Source organism: Lentzea sp. NPDC051213, from assembly GCF_044455585.1.
Taxonomy (GTDB): Bacteria; Actinomycetota; Actinomycetes; order Mycobacteriales; family Pseudonocardiaceae; genus Lentzea.
In genome coordinates, this window is sequence record NZ_JBITEX010000005.1 from 699,762 (window position 1) to 717,479 (window position 17,718).

Consider the following 17,718-nt stretch of genomic DNA (forward strand, 5'->3'; position numbering starts at 1 on the left):
AGCGACCGCACGACGGAAGGCATGTCACCCGCTATGACCAGCGAGCTCAACGCTGACGGAGTCCCGAGCAAGTTCGCCATGCTGGGACTGACCTTCGACGACGTGCTCCTGCTGCCTGCCGAGTCTGACGTCGTCCCCAGTGGCGTCGACACGAGCACCAGGATCTCGCGCAACATCTCCCTCAAGATTCCGCTGGCCAGCGCCGCCATGGACACGGTCACCGAGGGTCGGATGGCGATCTCGATGGCTCGCCAGGGCGGCATCGGCGTGCTGCACCGCAACCTCTCGATCGAGGACCAGGCGCGCCAGGCCGAGACCGTCAAGCGGTCAGAGGCCGGCATGGTCACCGACCCGGTGACGTGCTCGCCGGACGCCACGCTGGCCGAGGTGGACGCGCTGTGCGCCCGCTACCGGATCTCCGGCGTGCCGGTCACGGACGCCAACAACAAGCTGGTGGGCATCATCACGAACCGCGACATGCGGTTCGAGCTCGACCACAGCAAGCGCGTGATCGAGGTCATGACCAAGGGGCCGCTGGTCACCGCGCAGGTCGGTGTGTCCGCCGACGCCGCGCTGGGCCTGCTGCGCCGCCACAAGGTCGAGAAGCTGCCGATCGTCGACGGCGACGGCAAGCTGCAGGGCCTGATCACGGTCAAGGACTTCGTCAAGACCGAGCAGTACCCGAACGCCACCAAGGACCCGGACGGCCGCCTGCTGTGCGCCGCCGCGGTCGGTGTGGGCGAGGACTCGTTCGTCCGCGCGATGACGCTGGCGGACGCGGGTGTCGACGTGCTGATGGTCGACACGGCGCACGGTCACTCGCGTGGCGTGCTCGAGATGGTCGCCCGCATCAAGAAGGAGCTCGGCGACTCCGCCGATGTCGTCGGCGGCAACGTGGCGACCCGGGCCGGCGCCCAGGCGCTGGTCGACGCGGGCGCGGACGGCGTGAAGGTCGGTGTCGGTCCCGGCTCGATCTGCACCACGCGGGTCGTCGCCGGTGTCGGTGTGCCGCAGATCTCCGCGATCTACGAGGCGTCGCTCGCCTGCACCCCCGTCGGTGTGCCGGTGATCGGTGACGGCGGCATCCAGTACTCCGGCGACATCGCCAAGGCCATCGCGGCCGGCGCGTCCGCCGTGATGCTCGGCTCGCTGCTCGCGGGCACCCAGGAGGCGCCCGGCGACCTGATCCTGGTCAACGGCAAGCAGTTCAAGACCTACCGCGGCATGGGCTCGCTGGCCGCGATGCAGTCGCGCGGCGACGCCAAGTCGTTCTCGAAGGACCGCTACTTCCAGGACGACGTGCTCAACGAGGACAAGCTCGTCCCCGAGGGCATCGAGGGCCGCACGCCGTTCCGCGGCCCGCTGTCGCAGGTCGTGCACCAGCTCAACGGCGGTCTGCGTGCGGCCATGGGCTACACGGGTTCCCACACGATCGCCGAGCTGCAGAACCAGCAGTTGGTGCGCATCACCGCGGCGGGCCTGAAGGAAAGCCACCCGCACGACATCACGATGACCGTCGAAGCCCCGAACTACACAACCCGTTAGGGTCTGTCGGCCGTTCAAGAGCTCTGGAGAGGAACAACAGGTGCGCGATCTGGTCGAGATCGGCATGGGCCGGACCGCGAGGCGGGCCTACGAGCTGGACGACATCGAGATCATCCCGTCCCGCCGGACGAGGTCGTCGAAGGACGTCTCCACCACGTGGCAGATCGATGCCTACCGCTTCGACATCCCGCTGATCACCCACCCGACGGACGCGATCGTGTCGCCGGGCACGGCGGTCGCGGTCGGCGAGCTCGGTGGCCTCGGTGTGCTGAACGCCGAGGGTCTCTGGGCTCGGCACGCCGACGTGGACGAGGCGCTGTTCCGCCTCGTGCAGGCGACCGAGGACAACGAGGACCCGGCGGCACCCGTGAAGGTGCTGCAGGAGCTGCACGCGGCCCCGCTGCGGATGGACCTGATCGCCGAGGCGATCAAGCAGATCCGCGAGTCGGGCGTCACGGTGGCGGCCCGCGTCAGCCCGCAGCGCGCTGCCGAGCTGACCCCGGACCTGCTGGCCGCGGGCGTCGAGATCCTGGTCGTGCAGGGCACGATCATCTCGGCCGAGCACGTGTCGCGTGACGGCGAGCCGCTGAACCTGAAGTCGTTCATCGCGGACCTCGACGTCCCGGTGATCGCCGGCGGTGTCGGCGACTACCGCACGGCCATGCACCTGATGCGCACCGGCGCGGCGGGTGTGATCGTCGGCTACGGCTACTCGCCGGGCGTCACCACCACGGACACCGTGCTGGGCATCGGCGTGCCGATGGCCACCGCGATCGCCGACGCCGCGGCCGCGCGCCGTGACTACCTCGACGAGACCGGCGGCCGCTACGTGCACGTCATCGCCGACGGTGGTGCGATGACCTCGGGCGACGTGGCGAAGTCCATCGCCTGCGGTGCCGACGCGGTCATGCTGGGCGAGCCCCTCGCCGCCGCGACCGAGGCGCCCGGCCAGGGCCTGTACTGGACGGCGGCCTCCGCGCACCCGTCGGTGCCGCGCAGCCTGGTCGCCGAGGCCGTGGACCAGGAGCTCGACCTGCGCAAGCTGCTGTTCGGGCCGTCCGCGGACCCGCGCGGCGTGACGAACCTGTTCGGCGCGCTCAAGCGGGCCATGGCCAAGACCGGGTACTCCGACCTCAAGGAGTTCCAGAAGGTCGGCCTGACGATCCGCGGCTGATCGGATCCCAGAGAAGAAGATCACTGCGAAGGGCGCGCTCCTGCGGGGGCGCGCCTTTCTGCTTTGCTGGCAGGGTGCCGCTCGTCGACATCACCTACGCACCCCACGTCCCGCACGCCGCACTGAAGGAACTCGCCGCGATGCTGCCGCACGCCGTTTCGGTCGCGGTCGAATGCCCGGAAGAGCCCTACGACGGCGACCTTCGAACAGGCGACGTGGAACTGCGGTTCCACCCCAACGGCCCGTTCGACACCAGTGGCATGGACGTGGTGGTCGAGGTGCGCTCCAAGTGGTTCGAGAGCAGGGCCGCCAACCGCCAGGAGCGCGTGGACGACCTGTGCGAGGCGATCGAGGCGGCCACCGGCCTGGACGACATCGGCGTCTACCTCAGCCTCCCGGTCGCGGCCTGGGCACAAAGCTGATCTTGCAACCGGCCGGGGGCCTCGCGCGTCCTCACAAGCATGGACTTGGACACCCTGTTCGCCGACAGCAGCAACAACAGCAGTGATGTGGACACGATCGACTCGGACGCCGAGGTCCTGGAGGTCGAGGAGCTGCCGGAAGCGCCCGAGGAGGGCATCGGCTGGATGGCCCTGGTCCTGTTCATCTGCGGTGGCCTGGTCATCACCGCGCTGGTCGTGGCGTTCATGGTGTGGGTCATCGAGGGCCTCGTCCTCTGAACCGCGCCCTCTGAACCGATCGGGGACTAGGCGTTACCGGAAGTAACGCCTACTCTCCGGTTCATGGGTGAACTCGCCGGTAACTTCGATGTCGTCATCGTCGGCTCCGGGTTCGGCGGGAGCGTCGCCGCGCTCCGGCTGACCGAGAAGGGCTACCGCGTCGCCGTGATCGAGGCCGGCCGCCGGTTCGCCGACGACGAGTTCGCCAAGACCAGCTGGGACCTCCGCAAGTACCTGTGGGCGCCGCAGCTCAAGTGCTTCGGCATCCAGCGCATCCACCTGCTGCGCAACGTGATGGTGCTGGCCGGTGCGGGCGTCGGCGGCGGCAGCCTCGTCTACGCCAACACGTTGTACCGGCCGCTCAAGCCGTTCTACGAAGACCGGCAGTGGGCGCACATCACCGACTGGCAGGACGAGCTGGAGCCGTTCTACGACCAGGCGAGCCGCATGCTGGGCGTGGTCACCAACCCCACGACCACCCCGAGCGACGTCGTCATGCAGAAGGTCGCGAAGGACATGGGCGTCGAGGACAGCTACCACCCGACGCCGGTCGGTGTGTTCTTCGGCGAGCCGGGCAAGCCGGCCGAGGACCCGTACTTCGGCGGTGCCGGGCCCACCCGCACGGGCTGCACCGAGTGCGGCAGTTGCATGTCCGGCTGCCGGGTCGGGGCGAAGAACACCCTGGTCAAGAACTACCTCTACCTCGCGGAGCAGCTCGGCGCGAAGGTCTTCCCGCTGACCACGGTCACCAGGCTCACCGAGCGCGACGGCAGCTGGACCATCGACACGAAGCAGACCGGCGGCCGCGGCAAAGCCACGTTCACCGCAGGTCAGGTCGTGCTGGCCGCGGGTACGTGGGGCACCCAGCAGCTGCTGCACAAGGCGAAGGCCACCACGCTGCCGAAGATCTCGACGAAGCTCGGCGAGCTCACCAGGACCAACTCGGAGTCGATCATCGGCGCCGCACGCTACTCGGTCGACCCCGACAACGACTTCACCAGGGGCGTCGCGATCACGTCGTCCATCCACCCGGACGAGATCACGCACATCGAGCCCGTCCGGTACGGCAAGGGCAGCAACGCCATGGGCATGCTGCAGACCCTCGCGACGGACGGTGCGGCGAGCACGCCCAGGTGGCTGCAGTTCATCAAGGAAGCCATCAAGCACCCGCTGAAGCTCCTCAGGCTGCTCAGCGTGCACCGGTGGAGCGAGCGGACCGTGATCCTGCTGGTGATGCAGAGCCTGGACAACTCCATCACCACGTTCCTCAAGCGCGGCAAGCTCAGCAGCAAGCAGGGCCACGGCGAGCCGAACCCGGCGTTCATCCCGGCGGGCCACGAGGCGAACCTGCTGGCCGCCAAGCACATCGGCGGCATGGCCGGTGGCACGTGGGGCGAGCTGTTCAACATCCCGCTGACCGCGCACTTCATCGGGGGTTGCGCCATCGCGTCCACCGAGCAGGACGGCGTGATCGACCCGTACCACCGCGTCTTCAACTACCCCGGTCTGTCCGTTGTGGACGGTGCGGCGATCAGTGCGAACCTCGGGGTGAACCCGAGCCTCACGATCACCGCGCAGGCCGAGCGGGCGTTCTCGCTGTGGCCGAACAAGGGTGAGCAGGACCAGCGGCCGGAGCAGCACCAGGCCTACAAGAGGATCAACCCGACGAAGCCGAAGAACCCGGCGGTGCCGGAGCAAGCTCCAGCCGCATTGCGGTTGCCGATCGTGAAGGCGTCCTGACACGGTGGAGGTATGGCCAAAAAGCCGCCGAAGAAGCCATTCGCCTCCAGCGCCGACCTCGCTCCGAAGGACGAGGTGTTCGTCGAGCTCGCCGAGGGCGTCTACACCCTGACCGCCGAGGGCGACCCCAACGTCGGGGCGATCGAGGCCGAGGACTTCCTGATCTGCTTCGAAGCGCGCGCCACACCCGCGGCCGCGCGTCGGTGGCTCACGACACTGCGCAAGCACACCAAGAAACCCGTCCGGTACCTCGTGCTCAGCCACTACCACGCCGTGCGCACGCTCGGCGCCAGCGCGTTCGACGCGCAGGAGATCGTCGCGCACGAGATGACACGCGTGCTGATCGCCGAACGCGGCCAGCAGGACTGGGCCAGCGAGTACGGGCGCATGCCGCGGCTCTTCGAGCAGCCGGAGGAGATCCCCGGCCTCACCTGGCCGACGCTCACGTTCTCCGACCGCATGACGATCCCGCTCGGCGACGAACGCGGCGACCTCGTGCTGCAGCACCTCGGACGCGGCCACACGGCGGGCGACATCGTGGCGTGGCTGCCTCAGCAGCGCATCCTCTTCGCCGGTGACCTGGTCGAGTCGCAGGCCGCCCTCTACACCGGTGACGCGTTCCACGACGAGTGGGCGACGTCCACTTTGGACGAGATCGGGGACCTCGGCGCCGAGGTCCTGGTCGGCGGGCGGGGCAAGGTCGCGCGCGACCGCTTCGAGGTCGAGGCGGCGATCAACCAGAGCAGGCACTTCCTGAACGAGCTGCGCCGCACGGTCGGTGGCGTGCACGGCGAGGGCGGCACCCTCAAGCAGGCCTTCCAGCTGGCGCACAAGACGCTCGAACCCAGGTACGGGCGCTGGCCGATCTTCGAGCACTGCCTGCCGTTCGACGTGAAGCGCTACTGGGACGAGTGCGACGGCAAGGACTGGCCGGAGATCTGGACCGCGGAACGCGACCGCGCCGTCTGGGACGCATTGCAATGACGGTGCTCGTCGTCGGCGCCGGACCGGTCGGACTCACCGCGGCACTCTTCCTGGCCCGCGCCGGCGTGCCGAGCGTCGTCCTGGAAGCGGCCGGGCACCGAGCGTTGACCGGCAGTCGCTCGATCTGCGTGCAGCGCGACGTCCTGGAGATCCTGGAGCGGATCGGCGTCGGTCAGGCCGTGGCCGACGCCGGGGTCACCTGGTACACCGGCCGCACGTACCACCGCGACCGCGAGGTGCTGACCCTGACCTTCCCGGAGGCCAAGGGTTTCCCGCCGTTCGTGAACACCCCGCAGACCGTCGTGGAGCAGCTGCTGGAAGAACGCGTCCGCGCCGAGCCGTTGATCGAACTCCGCTACGGGCACGAGGTCACCGGCCTCACCCAGGACGACGACGGAGTGTCCACTCAGGACGGAATCAGGGGAACCCACTGCATCGCCGCGGACGGCGCGCACTCGACGGTCAGGCGGCTGCTGAACATCCCGTTCGACGGCTTCTCGTTCGACGACCGGTTCATCATCGCGGACGTCCGCGTCGACCTCGGCTTCGAGACACCGGAACGCCGCTTCTACTTCGACCCGCCGTGGAACCCCGGCCGCCAGGTCCTGCTGCACCCGCAACCGAAGGGCGTCTGGCGGATCGACTGGCAGGTCCCCGGCGACGTCCGGCTCACCGACGACCACATCCGCGCCATCGTCGGCGACCAGCCGTACGAGGTGGTCTGGGAGTCCACGTACCGCTTCCACCAGCGCCGCGCCCAGACGTTCCGCCGCGGCAGGGTGCTGCTCGCGGGCGACGCGGCGCACGTCATGAGCCCGTTCGGCGCGCGTGGCCTGAACTCGGGGATCTGCGACGCGGACAACGCTGCGTGGAAGATCGCCGCCGACCGCAGGGGCGAGGCGGGCCCGCGCCTACTGGAGTCCTACAACACCGAACGCGGTGCCGCCGCCGACGAGAACCTGCGCATCACCGGCGACACCATGCGCTTTCTGGTGCCGGGCAACGAAGAGGAACACGCACGCAGGCAGAAAGCGCTCGAGTCCGGCGAAGGGATCGACTCGGGTCACCTGTTCACGCCGTTCTCCTACGAGAACTCCCCGCTGACCACGGACGGCGGCGAGCTCATCGCCGGATCCCGCACCGCCGGCCCCGGCTTCGGCGTCAGGGACGGCCGGTTGATCAGACCGGACGGGCACGTCGCCGGGAACGACGACGAGGGAACAAGGCGCCGTGCCCTCGGCTGGTGACTGGGCAGCTCTGCGGGCACGACTCGGCGACCGGCTCGTGCTGCCGCAGGACGTTGGCTACGACCGCCTTCGGCTGCCGCACAACACCGTTTACGCGCACCGAAGGCCAGCGGCGATCGCCCGTTGCACCAGGCCGGAGGACGTCCAGGCTTGCCTGGAATTCGCTTCGCACCAACGAATCCCGATCGCCGCGCGCAGCGGCAAACACAGCTACGCGGGCTATTCGGCACCAGAGAACGGCCTGGTCGTCGATCTCCGCGGCATGTCCGGCGTGCAGGTCAGCGGCAACTCGGTCCGCATCGGCGCGGGCGCGCACATGCTTGAGGTCTACGAGGCGATCAGCGCTGCGGGACAGGCACTTCCTGCCGGAACCTGCCGTTCGGTCGGCATCGGTGGCCTGACGCTCAGCGGCGGCATCAGCGTGATCGGCCGCAGGTACGGCCTCACCTGTGACCACCTGACCAGCGCCACGATCGTCACACCGGACGGCTGTCTCCGGACGGTGAGCGCGCACGAGGAACCGGACCTGTTCTGGGCGTTGCGCGGCGGTGGTGGCGGCAACTTCGGCATCGTCACGCAGTTCACCTTCCGCACGGACCCCGCGCCGGACCTCGCGGTGTTCAGCGCGACGTTTCCGGCGGGCTCGTCGGCGGACGTGTGCGACGCCTGGCAGGAGTGGATCGGGGACCTCCCGGACGAGCTCTGGTCCGGCTGCGGCGTCCGGGGAGGCAGTCCGCCGGAGGTCGAGCTCTACGGCACGTACGTCGGCCCGGCGAAGGATCTGCACCGGTTGCTCGACCGGCTGCCGACCGGTGAGCGGACCGTGTGGGAGATGAGCTACCTGGAGGCCATGCACCACTTCGCGGGTGCGGCTGAAGAGGGCGCGGCGTACGTCGCGTCGTCGCGGATGCTGCGCCGGCGCGTTCCCGGCGCGCAGGTCGCGACGTTGCTGGACGGGCAACGGGACGCGTCCGTCCAGTTCGACTCGTTCGGCGGCGCGATCGGCCGGGTCGCGCCGGACGCGACGGCGTTCCCGCACCGCGATGCCATCGCGAGCGCCCAGACCTACGTCAAGGTGATCGACCGGACCGAAGCGGAATCGCGCCGGGTGCTCGCCTCGCTGCGGGACGGGCTCGGCGCGGGCACCACGGGGTACGTGGGCTACATCGACCCGGAGATGCCCGACTGGCCGGCCGCCTACTACGGCCGCAACCTCGCGCGACTCAGGGAAGTCGCGCGCCGCTACGACCCGGACCGCGTGCTGGCGTTCCCCCAAGGGCTATAGCTGGATCCCGGTCAGCACCGTCACGCGTTCCTCGGTGAAGTCCTCCATCGCCGACCGCACGCCCTCACGTCCGGTGCCCGAGCCCTTCACGCCGCCGTAGGGCATCTGGTCGGCGCGGTAGGACGGCACGTCACCGATGATCACGCCACCGACCTCGAGCTCGGCGGCCGCCGAGAACGCCACCTGCACGTCGCGGGTGAACACCCCGGCCTGCAGCCCGTACTTGGTGTCGTTGGCCTGCGCGAACGCGTCCTCGACGCCGTCGGCCACGGAGACCACGAGCACCGGCCCGAAGATCTCCTCGGTCCACACCTTCGCGTCGGCGGGCACGTCGGTCAGCACGGTCGGCTCGACGGTCGTCCCGGTCCGCTTGCCGCCGAGCAGCACCCGTGCGCCCGCGTCGGCGGCCATGTTGACCCACTCCTCGACGCGCCGTGCGTTGTCCTCGTCGATCAACGGCCCGACCTCGACCTCGGGGTCGTGCGGGTCGCCGGTCTTCAACGCGCTGACGGCGTCGACCAGCTTCGGCACGAACTCGTCGGCCTGCGAGCGGTCGACGATCACCCGCTGCACCGCGATGCACGACTGCCCGGCCTGGTAGTTGCCGAACGTGGCGATGCGCTGCGCCGCGTGGTCCAGATCCGTCCAATCAGGACAGATGATCGCGGCCGCGTTGCTGCCGAGCTCCATGACGACGTGCTTGCGCGGCGCGGCCTCCATCAGCGACCAGCCGACCTTCGTGGAGCCGGTGAACGAGATGACGGGCAACCGCTCGTCACGAACCAGCGCGTCCATGTCCTTGCCGCGCACGGGAAGGATTGAGAACGCCCCCTCCGGCAGCTCGGTCTCGGCCAGGATCTCGCCCAGCAGCAACGCCGACAGCGGTGTCGCCGACGCGGGCTTCACGATCACGGGCGCACCCACCGCGAGCGCAGGCGCGACCTTGTGCGCCACCAGGTTCAGCGGGAAGTTGAACGGCGCCACGGCCAGCACCGGCCCGCGCGGCACGTGCCGGACGATCGCCATCCGCCCGACACCGTTCGCGTCCGTGTCGAGCCGCTGCAGCCCGCCGGTGAACCTGCGCGCCTCCTCGGCGGCGAACCGGAACGTGTTGACCGCCCGGGAGACCTCGATCTCGGCCCACTTGAGCGGTTTGCCGTTCTCCGCGGTGATCGTCTCGGCGATCTCCTCCGCCCGCTCCGCCAGGGCCTGCGAGACCTGCAGCAACGCCGCCGCCCGCACGTGCGCGGGTGTTCGCCGGAACTCACGCGCCACCGCGTGAGCCGCCGCGACCGCACGCTCCACCTGATCCCTGCCCGGCACGGCGACCGAGGCCACCTCCGTGCCGTCGAACGGGTGGAGGACCTCTAACGCCTGCTCGCCCTGTTCGGGGCGGCCGGCGACCCAGCACGGCCTGGGTTGCGGCGTGAACGCGTCCATGGGATCACGTTAAGCCCTATTGGCCTGCACGTACTCGGCGAGTTCCCGGTAGTGCTCGTCGTGGCGTTCCGCGCGTTGCAACACGAACGCCGGATGCTCCCGAATCGTGCGAATCATGTCCTCCAGCCGGGTGAGCACGTGGTCGGCGTTGTACTCGCACCCGTAGGTCTCGCAGAACAGCCGAGTGCGCCGTTCGCGGTCGTCTGGCAGTGCGAGCACGAACTGGATGATCGCCCAGCTGACGTCCCACCAGCGCGGACCAGGGTGCGCGCCGTCCCAGTCGAAGACGCCGACAGGTCGCCCATCCGTGAAGACGATGTTGTACGGCGCGAAGTCGCCGTGCAGCACCACCTCGACGGGCTCCCGGGCCGGGAACTGCCACCCGTTCAGCGGCTGTGTTTGTTCGCGCGTAACCCGTGCATGAGCGGTGAACTCCCCGGAGGGAAGCGCTGGCCGCGCAGTTTGTGGCCAAGCGACCAGCGGTGCCGTCGCGTCGTGCAGCCGGCGCAGCAGCAGCGCGGATTCGACCAACGCGGAGTCGCCCGAAGGAGGCACGTGGCCAACGTCACCGGGCAGGTAGCTGAGCAGCTCGTGCTCGGCGGAGAGCCCGAGCGGAACCGGTGCGATTCCCAGCGGTGCCAAGCGCCGCAACAAATCGTGCACCCGAGGCGCCCACGGCCCGGCCGGCCTGCGCACCGCCTCACCCACCCTGAACACCTGGTTCAGCCCGCCACCGGTCAGCAGTTCACCGTCCACGCATGAGATCCTTGGCGACGTGTCCGACACCAGCAACCGCCCTGTTCTCGTCGTCGACTTCGGCGCCCAGTACGCGCAGCTGATCGCCCGCCGCGTGCGCGAGGCCCAGGTCTACTCCGAGGTGGTCCCGCACACCGCGACGGTGAGCGAGATCCTCGACAAGAACCCGCTGGCCATCGTGCTGTCCGGTGGCCCGTCGAGCGTCTACGCCGAGGGCGCGCCGCAGATCGACCCGAAGCTCTTCGAGACCGGCGTCCCGGTCTTCGGCATCTGCTACGGCTTCCAGGCGATGGCCCGCGCACTTGGTGGCGCGGTTGAACAGACCGGCACCCGCGAGTACGGCCGCACGGACCTGAGCGTCCCGGCCGAGGGCGGGTCCCTGCACCAGGAGCTCCCGACGAGCCACCCGGTGTGGATGAGCCACGGCGACGCCGTCACGAAGGCGCCGGAGGGCTTCACCGTCACCGCGACCAGCGAGGGCGCCCCGGTCGCCGCGTTCGAGGACACCGAACGCCGTTTCGCCGGCGTGCAATACCACCCCGAGGTGCACCACTCGCCGCACGGCCAGGAGGTGCTGCGCCGGTTCCTGCACGAGATCGCGGGCATCCGTCCGCAGTGGACCACCTCGTCCATCGTGGACGAGCAGGTCACCCGGATCCGCGAGCAGATCGGTGACCGCAAGGCCATCTGCGCGCTGTCGGGCGGTGTCGACTCCGCGGTCGCGGCCGCGCTGGTTCAGCGTGCCATCGGTGACCGCCTCACCTGCGTCTTCGTCGACCACGGCCTGCTGCGCGCCGGCGAGCGCGCCCAGGTCGAGCGCGACTACGTGGCCGCCACGGGCATCAACCTGATCACCGTCGACGCCCGCGAACGCTTCCTCAACGCTCTCGCCGGCGTCACGGACCCGGAGGAGAAGCGCAAGATCATCGGCCGCGAGTTCATCCGCGTGTTCGAGCAGGCCGAGCGCGACCTCAAGGCCGAGGGCGACTACGGCTTCCTGGTCCAGGGCACGCTCTACCCGGACGTCGTCGAGTCCGGCGGCGGCACGGGCACCGCGAACATCAAGTCGCACCACAACGTCGGCGGTCTGCCGGACGACCTGCAGTTCGAGCTGGTCGAGCCGCTGCGCGCGCTGTTCAAGGACGAGGTGCGCCGCGTCGGCACCGAGCTGGGCCTGCCAGAGACGATCGTGCAGCGCCAGCCGTTCCCCGGCCCCGGCCTCGGCATCCGGATCATCGGCGAGGTCACCCAGGACCGGCTCGACACGCTGCGCCAGGCCGACGCCATCGCGCGCGAGGAGCTGACCGCGGCGGGCCTGGACCGCACGATCTGGCAGTGCCCGGTCGTGCTGCTCGCGGACGTCCGCAGCGTCGGCGTGCAGGGTGACGGCCGGACCTACGGCCACCCGATCGTGCTGCGCCCGGTGTCGTCCGAGGACGCGATGACTGCTGACTGGACGCGCCTGCCGTACGAGGTGCTGGAGCGGATCTCGACCCGGATCACCAACGAGGTGGCCGAGGTCAACCGCGTGGTGCTGGACGTGACGTCCAAGCCGCCGGGCACCATCGAGTGGGAGTAACTGTTTGGCGGGAAAAGCACGTTCGGGCCATCTAGCGGCCCGAACGTGCTTTTCGCGCCATTTAGCGGGAGCGGCGGCGGAGCGAGTTGGTCAGCAGGACCAGGCCGACCAGGATCGCCGTTCCCCCGAGCGCCCACCGGAAGTCGAACCAGAACGCTCCGTTGCTCAGCACGTAGCCCGCCATCAGCAGCCCGCCGAGCCCGAAGATCAAGCCGAACAGGTCGATCCGCCTGCGCATCGGTGCCTCAGTCTGCTCAGCCACGGATCACCCTCACTTCTCCGACGCCGGCCCGCACGTCGAGATCGATCTTCAAGCCGCCTTCGCCGTTGTTCCCGAGATCGTTGCCGTCGACCCGCACCTCGCTGCCCTCAGCCCTCCGGTCGAGGCAGTTGATGTCGCCGATCGAGGTCGCCTGGCAGAGGAACTTCACGTCGGCGCCATCCGGCACGTGCACGATCACCTCGCCGAGGTCCACGTCGATCGCGGTCTTCACCTCGCCCGAGTCCGGCAGGTGCCGCAGGTTGAGCTCCACGCTGCCGACACCCATGTCGTAGCCGGACTTCACGTCCGAGAGCGACGTCGGTGTGTACGACACGCTGCCCATCCGCGACGGCCCGTCGAAGCCGACCGCCGTCAGGCCGAAGCCGATCACCGACAGCGGCACCAGGAGCCAGGCCAGCCAGCGGCCGCCACCGGCGAACGCGCCGATCAGCATCCCCGCCGCCAGCACCGCGATCGTCAGCCCGACGATGTGCGGCGCGGTGAACCACGAGGAGAACTGGCCCGCGATCCCCGATCCGATCAGCACGATCGTCGCCACGCCCAGCGTCGCCAGGCCGATCCGCGGCTTGCGTTGCCGGCGAGCAGGCGGTTGCGGTGTCGGCATCGGGGTCGGTTCCGGCAGGTCCCACGCGAACGGGGCCGCGCCGAGCGGGTCCCACGCTGGTGCCCCCGGCACCGGTGGCACCAGCGGGGGCTCGGCGAGCGTCGTCGCCGGCGCCAGGTGCCCGCGGTTCTTCTGCAGCAGGTAGATGCCCGCGACCGCGGCGGCGATCGTCACCACGACCTGGAACCCGCCGCTGCCGAACGTGAAGGCGAACGCGGGGAACAGCATGAACCCCAGCAGCACTGTCTGCGCCTGCGACATGGAGCTGTGGCCCTTGTTGATCAACGCCTCCAGTGGCGAGACCTGGTCACCCTCCTCCGGCAGCAGCAACCAGCCGGCCAGGTAGAGCGGCAGACCCACGCCCCCCGACAACGTCAGGGCGACGAACGCGATCCGCACGATCACCGGGTCGATCTGATACCGCAGCGCGATGCCGGTGGCGACGCCGCCGAGCTTGCGCCCTTCCTTCGGCCGCACCGGGCGGTGGGCCCAGAACTCTTTCAGCGTGTCCGCCACGCCGGCCAGTGCCTTCTCAGTCCCGCTCACGATGACAAGGTTGCTCTCCGCGGCGCCTGCCCACATCAGGGACCAGCCCTGATTCAGGGAACCGGGGTCATCCCTGATGAACAACTCGGTCAGACGTGTGACGATCGGTTGGTGAGTGCACGCATTGAGCCGATGCGCCGTAGACGCACCGGCCGGGTGGTCGCGGGCGTCGCGAGCGGACTGGCGGATCACCTCGGCGCACCGGTCTTCTGGGTGCGCGCGGTCTTCGCCGTGTTCGCCGCGTTCAGCGGGGTCGGGATCATCGCCTACGCGTTGCTCTGGATGTTCGTCCCGCAGTCGGCGGTGGCGGAACCGGAGACCGAGACGGACCGCAAGGAGTGGCAGCAGGCCGTCGGCCTGGCCGCCCTGGGGCTGGGCGTCGCGATGTTCACCGGCCTGATCGGCAGTACCGCCAGTGGCTGGGTGACCGGCCCGATCGCCGTCGCACTCGTGGGCGCCGCCGTCGTGTGGCGTGAAGCAGATGAAGCGCAACGACGCCGCTGGAAGGACGGGGCGCTCGGCGCGGGGAAGAAGTCGGGTGTCGTGCGGACGATGGCGGGGGCGGCGCTGGTCGCGGCGGGGGTCGCCGCGTTCCTGGTGTCGCAGGACTCCATCCAGAACCTGCCTAGCGTCTCCCTCGCGGTGCTGGCCACGCTGGTCGGTGTCGCGGTCCTGACCGTGCCGTTGTGGATGCGGCTGGTGCGTGACCTGGACGCGGAACGCCGGGCGCGCATCCGCACCGAGGAACGCGCCGAGATCGCCGCCCACCTGCACGACTCCGTGCTGCAAACGCTTGCTCTCATCCAGAAGCAGGCCGAGTCGTCCCGCGAGGTGAAGCGCCTGGCCCGCAGCCAGGAGCGCGAGCTGCGCAACTGGCTCTACGGCCGTGAGGTCGGGCAGCAGGCGCACTCCATCAGCATCGCGATCGCGCAGGTGTGCGCGGAGGTGGAGGACGACTTCGCGATCGCCGTCTCCCAGGTCGTGGTCGGCGACTGCGAGCTGGAGGACGGGATGTTCGCGCTGGTCCAGGCGACCAAGGAGGCGGTGGTCAACGCGGCCAAGCACGCCGGGGTCAGCGAGGTCAGCGTCTACGCCGAGGTCGAGCCGGAGAAGGTCACGGTTTTCGTGCGGGACCGGGGCAAGGGCTTCGACCCGGACGCCGTGCCGGAGGACCGGCATGGCCTCGCGGGCAGCATCCGGGGGAGGATGGACCGGCACGGCGGGGAGGTGCGACTGCGCACGGCCCCCGGAGAGGGGACCGAGGTGCAGCTCGAGATGCCGAGGAAGACGGAGGCCAGGACATGAGCGTCAGGGTGTTCCTGGTGGACGACCACGCGTTGTTCCGCGCGGGCGTGCGGGCCGAGCTCGACACCATCACCGACGAGGTGGAGGTGGTCGGCGAGGCGGGCAGCGTCGGCGAGGCGGTGGCGGGCATCGCGCACCACAAGCCGGACGTGGTGCTGCTGGACGTGCACATGCCAGACGGCGGTGGCGCCGAGGTGCTGCGGCAGATCCGCACCAAGATCCCCGAGGTCACGTTCCTCGCGCTGTCGGTGTCCGACGCGGCCGAGGACGTCATCAACGTCATCCGGGCCGGCGCCCGCGGCTACGTGACCAAGACGATCTCCAGCCAGGAGCTGGTCAAGGCGGTCGTGCGGGTCAGCGAGGGGGACGCGGTGTTCTCGCCACGGCTTGCCGGGTTCGTGCTGGACGCGTTCGCGGACCGGCCGGGTGCCGCGCCGATCAGCGACCCCGAGCTCGACCTGCTGACGCCGCGGGAGCGGGACGTCCTGCGGCTGCTCGCGCGCGGCTACGCTTACAAGGAGATCGCGTCCGAGCTGTTCATCAGCGTGAAGACGGTGGAGACGCACGTGTCGAGCGTCCTGCGGAAGACCCAGCTCTCCAACCGGTACGAGCTCTCCCGCTGGGCCACGGATCGCAGACTGGTCTGAAGGGTTCCTGGGGGATTTGATCAAAAAGGTCGCTCGCGGCGCGACCGAGGTGCTCGCGCCGTGGGTCTGGGTGATTCTGCTGCCGTTCGCGGTTGCTGCTGCGACGGAGAACGTCTGGAAGACGCTGCTGTGGGGGTTCGTGGTCGCCGTGACGGCGTCCGTCATCCCGATGGCCGTCATCGTCCGCGGCGCGCGCAAGGGCAAGTGGGACGGCCACCACGTCACGAACCGCGAGGGGCGGTTGGTGCCGCTGGTCACGGCGGGTGCCTCGCTCACGGCCGGCACGGTGATCATGATCTTGGGCGACGCGCCCAGGAGCATGCTCGCGCTGGCCGGCAGCATGTTCGCGTCGCTGATCGTCAGCATGGCGATCACGTTCGGGCTGAAGTGGAAGATCTCGCTGCACGCGGCGGTGGCGTGGGCGGCCGTGGTGACGCTGGCGATCGTCTACGGGCCGTGGCTGCTGCTGATCGCGCTGCCCGCCGCGCTGGTCGCGTGGTCGCGGGTCGAGCTCGGTGACCACACGACGGCGCAGGTGCTGGCGGGGTCGGCGATGGGCGTGATCGTGGGCGGCGGCAGCTTCTGGCTGCTCACTTCATCTGTGTAGTGCTGACGATCTTCATCTGGTTGTTCACGTTGGCGACCTCGATCTCGTAGCTGCCGCCCTGCTTCTCGCCCTTGTCCGTCTGCATCGCGAGGTTCACGGTGACGACCCAGTTCGGGCCGTGCGACCGGATGGGCACGGTGGACAACGAGCACTGCAGCGAGCTGTAGCCCTTCCAGCGGGTCACGTAGTTGTCCTGCGGCTCGCTCGCCCGTTCCCAGAGGTTCTGCCACGCCCCCTCGGGGTTGCCCGGCAGCTTGGCGTAGTGCTCCTGGACGAACCCGGCCGCCTCGCTCGCGGAGAAGAAGACCGGCGTCTGCTGGAAGTCGGCGTGGTTGACGGGGGTGCCGCCGCCACCCCGGGTGCCGTTCCAGTACGCGGCGGCCGAGCCGCCCGCGATCGCCAGCGCCGCGACGACGCCGAGGATCACCAGGATCCGGCGGTTCGGTGCCTTGCGCTTCTTCTGCACGGGGATGACCAGCGGCTGGGACGGCTGCGGCTCTCCTGCCAGCAGGTCGGCGGCCTCCTGCGCGGTCGGCCGCTCCTTCGGGTCGATCGAGAGCAGGCGGTTGAGCAGGGGCGTGAGCTCGCCCGCGTTCTTGGGGTCGCGCAGCTGCCCGCTGGCGGCCCGGTAGAGGAGGCCGAAGCTGTTGTCGCTCGGCCCGAAGACGGACTCGCCCTCGATGGCCGTGTAGATCGTGGCGCCGAGCGAGAAGACGTCGGAGGCGGCGTCGGGGTGTTCACCGCGTGCCACCTCGGGTGCGAGGTAGGCGGGGGTGCCCGAGATCACGCCGGTCTCGGTCATCGTGCCGTCACCCGCGGACTTGGCGATGCCGAAGTCGGTGATCTTGACCGTGCCGTCGTCGCCGATCAGGACGTTGCCCGGCTTGATGTCGCGGTGCACGAGGCCCGCGCTGTGCGCGGCGGCCAGAGCCGACGCGACGAACCCGCCGATGCGCGCCGCCTGGGCCGGCTTGAGCGGCCCCCTCTCGGCGATCAGGGCCGAGAGGCTCTGGGACGGCAGGTACTCCATGACGATCCACGGCTCTTCGTCGTCGCTGCCCACGACGTCGAACACCGCGATCGCGTGCGGGTGATGCAGCCGAGCCGCGTTGCGCGCCTCTCGCATCGCCCGCTGGTGGTCACCGGTGATGAGCTGCTTGACCGCGACCTCGCGTGCCAGCACCTCGTCCCGCGCCCGCCAGACCACCCCCATCGCTCCGCTGCCGACGCGCTCCAGCAGCGTGTAGCGGCCCCCGATGGTTGTCACACCCCGAGAGTAATCAATAACGGAGACGA

General features: G+C 69.7%; 17 protein-coding genes. 12 read left to right on the forward strand and 5 right to left on the reverse strand.

What is annotated here, in order from left to right; translation table 11 throughout:
- Positions 1–33 precede the first annotated feature (33 nt).
- The 8 genes from guaB to ACIA8G_RS25990 all read left to right on the forward strand — a co-directional run bounded on the left by guaB (position 34) and on the right by ACIA8G_RS25990 (position 8,655).
- The gene (guaB, locus tag ACIA8G_RS25955; protein ID WP_396421221.1) at positions 34–1,545 is read left to right on the forward strand and encodes an IMP dehydrogenase; all 1,512 of its coding nucleotides are present in this window, start codon (positions 34–36) and stop codon (positions 1,543–1,545) included.
- Between the two features lie 40 nt (positions 1,546–1,585).
- Positions 1,586–2,719 carry a GuaB3 family IMP dehydrogenase-related protein gene (locus tag ACIA8G_RS25960; protein ID WP_396421222.1) on the forward strand — a complete coding sequence of 378 codons (1,134 nt, stop codon included), beginning with the start codon at positions 1,586–1,588 and terminating at the stop codon, positions 2,717–2,719.
- Between the two features lie 74 nt (positions 2,720–2,793).
- Positions 2,794–3,141 (forward strand): hypothetical protein, encoded by a 348-nt coding sequence (locus tag ACIA8G_RS25965; RefSeq protein WP_396421223.1) that lies wholly within the window; start codon positions 2,794–2,796, stop codon positions 3,139–3,141.
- Between the two features lie 39 nt (positions 3,142–3,180).
- Positions 3,181–3,399 carry a hypothetical protein gene (locus ACIA8G_RS25970; protein ID WP_396421224.1) on the forward strand — a complete coding sequence of 73 codons (219 nt, stop codon included), beginning with the start codon at positions 3,181–3,183 and terminating at the stop codon, positions 3,397–3,399.
- Between the two features lie 63 nt (positions 3,400–3,462).
- A complete protein-coding gene (locus ACIA8G_RS25975; protein ID WP_396421225.1) occupies positions 3,463–5,139 on the forward strand; it encodes an FAD-dependent oxidoreductase in 1,677 nt (558 codons plus the stop codon).
- Between the two features lie 12 nt (positions 5,140–5,151).
- Positions 5,152–6,123: an MBL fold metallo-hydrolase gene (locus ACIA8G_RS25980; protein WP_396421226.1), complete on the forward strand. Its 972-nt coding sequence runs from the start codon at positions 5,152–5,154 to the stop codon at positions 6,121–6,123.
- Positions 6,120–7,370: an FAD-dependent monooxygenase gene (locus ACIA8G_RS25985; RefSeq protein ID WP_396421227.1), complete on the forward strand. Its 1,251-nt coding sequence runs from the start codon at positions 6,120–6,122 to the stop codon at positions 7,368–7,370. The genes ACIA8G_RS25980 and ACIA8G_RS25985 overlap by 4 nt, the downstream gene beginning before the upstream one ends.
- A complete protein-coding gene (locus ACIA8G_RS25990; protein WP_396421228.1) occupies positions 7,354–8,655 on the forward strand; it encodes an FAD-binding oxidoreductase in 1,302 nt (433 codons plus the stop codon). The genes ACIA8G_RS25985 and ACIA8G_RS25990 overlap by 17 nt, the downstream gene beginning before the upstream one ends.
- On the opposite strand, the gene ACIA8G_RS25995 is transcribed toward ACIA8G_RS25990, so the two are convergent.
- Both ACIA8G_RS25995 and ACIA8G_RS26000 read right to left on the reverse strand, forming a co-directional pair.
- Complete coding sequence (locus ACIA8G_RS25995; RefSeq protein ID WP_396421229.1) at positions 8,650–10,095, reverse strand: aldehyde dehydrogenase family protein; 1,446 nt, start codon at positions 10,093–10,095, stop codon at positions 8,650–8,652. The two genes, ACIA8G_RS25990 and ACIA8G_RS25995, sit on opposite strands and share 6 nt — an antisense overlap.
- A gap of 9 nt (positions 10,096–10,104) precedes the next feature.
- Positions 10,105–10,851: an aminoglycoside phosphotransferase family protein gene (locus tag ACIA8G_RS26000; RefSeq protein WP_396421230.1), complete on the reverse strand. Its 747-nt coding sequence runs from the start codon at positions 10,849–10,851 to the stop codon at positions 10,105–10,107.
- Positions 10,852–10,870: 19 nt separating this feature from the next.
- On the opposite strand from ACIA8G_RS26000, the gene guaA reads away from it, so the two are divergent.
- Positions 10,871–12,430, forward strand: coding sequence for a glutamine-hydrolyzing GMP synthase (gene guaA / locus ACIA8G_RS26005; RefSeq protein ID WP_396421231.1), 1,560 nt, complete (start codon positions 10,871–10,873; stop codon positions 12,428–12,430).
- 61 nt (positions 12,431–12,491) lie between these two features.
- On the opposite strand, the gene ACIA8G_RS26010 is transcribed toward guaA, so the two are convergent.
- Together ACIA8G_RS26010 and ACIA8G_RS26015 are read right to left on the reverse strand one after the other, a co-directional pair.
- Positions 12,492–12,692 (reverse strand): hypothetical protein, encoded by a 201-nt coding sequence (locus ACIA8G_RS26010; protein WP_396421232.1) that lies wholly within the window; start codon positions 12,690–12,692, stop codon positions 12,492–12,494.
- The gene (locus tag ACIA8G_RS26015; RefSeq protein WP_396421233.1) at positions 12,685–13,863 is read right to left on the reverse strand and encodes a PspC domain-containing protein; all 1,179 of its coding nucleotides are present in this window, start codon (positions 13,861–13,863) and stop codon (positions 12,685–12,687) included. The genes ACIA8G_RS26010 and ACIA8G_RS26015 overlap by 8 nt, the downstream gene beginning before the upstream one ends.
- Before the next feature lie 132 nt (positions 13,864–13,995).
- On the opposite strand from ACIA8G_RS26015, the gene ACIA8G_RS26020 reads away from it, so the two are divergent.
- The 3 genes from ACIA8G_RS26020 to ACIA8G_RS26030 are packed head-to-tail and all read left to right on the forward strand — an operon-like array spanning position 13,996 to position 16,422.
- On the forward strand, positions 13,996–15,168 hold the full coding sequence (locus ACIA8G_RS26020) for a PspC domain-containing protein (RefSeq protein ID WP_396421281.1): 1,173 nt from the start codon (positions 13,996–13,998) through the stop codon (positions 15,166–15,168).
- A complete protein-coding gene (locus tag ACIA8G_RS26025) occupies positions 15,165–15,815 on the forward strand; it encodes a response regulator transcription factor (protein ID WP_112262282.1) in 651 nt (216 codons plus the stop codon). Before ACIA8G_RS26020 ends, ACIA8G_RS26025 begins: the two co-directional genes overlap by 4 nt.
- Positions 15,816–15,831: 16 nt before the next feature.
- Complete coding sequence (locus ACIA8G_RS26030) at positions 15,832–16,422, forward strand: hypothetical protein (protein ID WP_396421234.1); 591 nt, start codon at positions 15,832–15,834, stop codon at positions 16,420–16,422.
- Here the strand turns inward: ACIA8G_RS26030 and ACIA8G_RS26035 are convergent.
- Positions 16,406–17,689: a protein kinase gene (locus ACIA8G_RS26035; protein ID WP_396421235.1), complete on the reverse strand. Its 1,284-nt coding sequence runs from the start codon at positions 17,687–17,689 to the stop codon at positions 16,406–16,408. The two genes, ACIA8G_RS26030 and ACIA8G_RS26035, sit on opposite strands and share 17 nt — an antisense overlap.
- Positions 17,690–17,718: the final 29 nt, after the last annotated feature.

Coding starts and splice junctions, on each gene's coding strand:
- guaB (WP_396421221.1), top strand. CDS start 34: ATGACCAGCGAGCTCAACGCTGACGGAGTCCCGAGCAAGTTCGCCATG.
- ACIA8G_RS25970 (WP_396421224.1), top strand. CDS start 3,181: ATGGACTTGGACACCCTGTTCGCCGACAGCAGCAACAACAGCAGTGAT.
- ACIA8G_RS25975 (WP_396421225.1), top strand. CDS start 3,463: ATGGGTGAACTCGCCGGTAACTTCGATGTCGTCATCGTCGGCTCCGGG.
- ACIA8G_RS25980 (WP_396421226.1), top strand. CDS start 5,152: ATGGCCAAAAAGCCGCCGAAGAAGCCATTCGCCTCCAGCGCCGACCTC.
- ACIA8G_RS25985 (WP_396421227.1), top strand. CDS start 6,120: ATGACGGTGCTCGTCGTCGGCGCCGGACCGGTCGGACTCACCGCGGCA.
- ACIA8G_RS25995 (WP_396421229.1), bottom strand. CDS start 10,095: ATGGACGCGTTCACGCCGCAACCCAGGCCGTGCTGGGTCGCCGGCCGC.
- ACIA8G_RS26020 (WP_396421281.1), top strand. CDS start 13,996: ATGCGCCGTAGACGCACCGGCCGGGTGGTCGCGGGCGTCGCGAGCGGA.
- ACIA8G_RS26025 (WP_112262282.1), top strand. CDS start 15,165: ATGAGCGTCAGGGTGTTCCTGGTGGACGACCACGCGTTGTTCCGCGCG.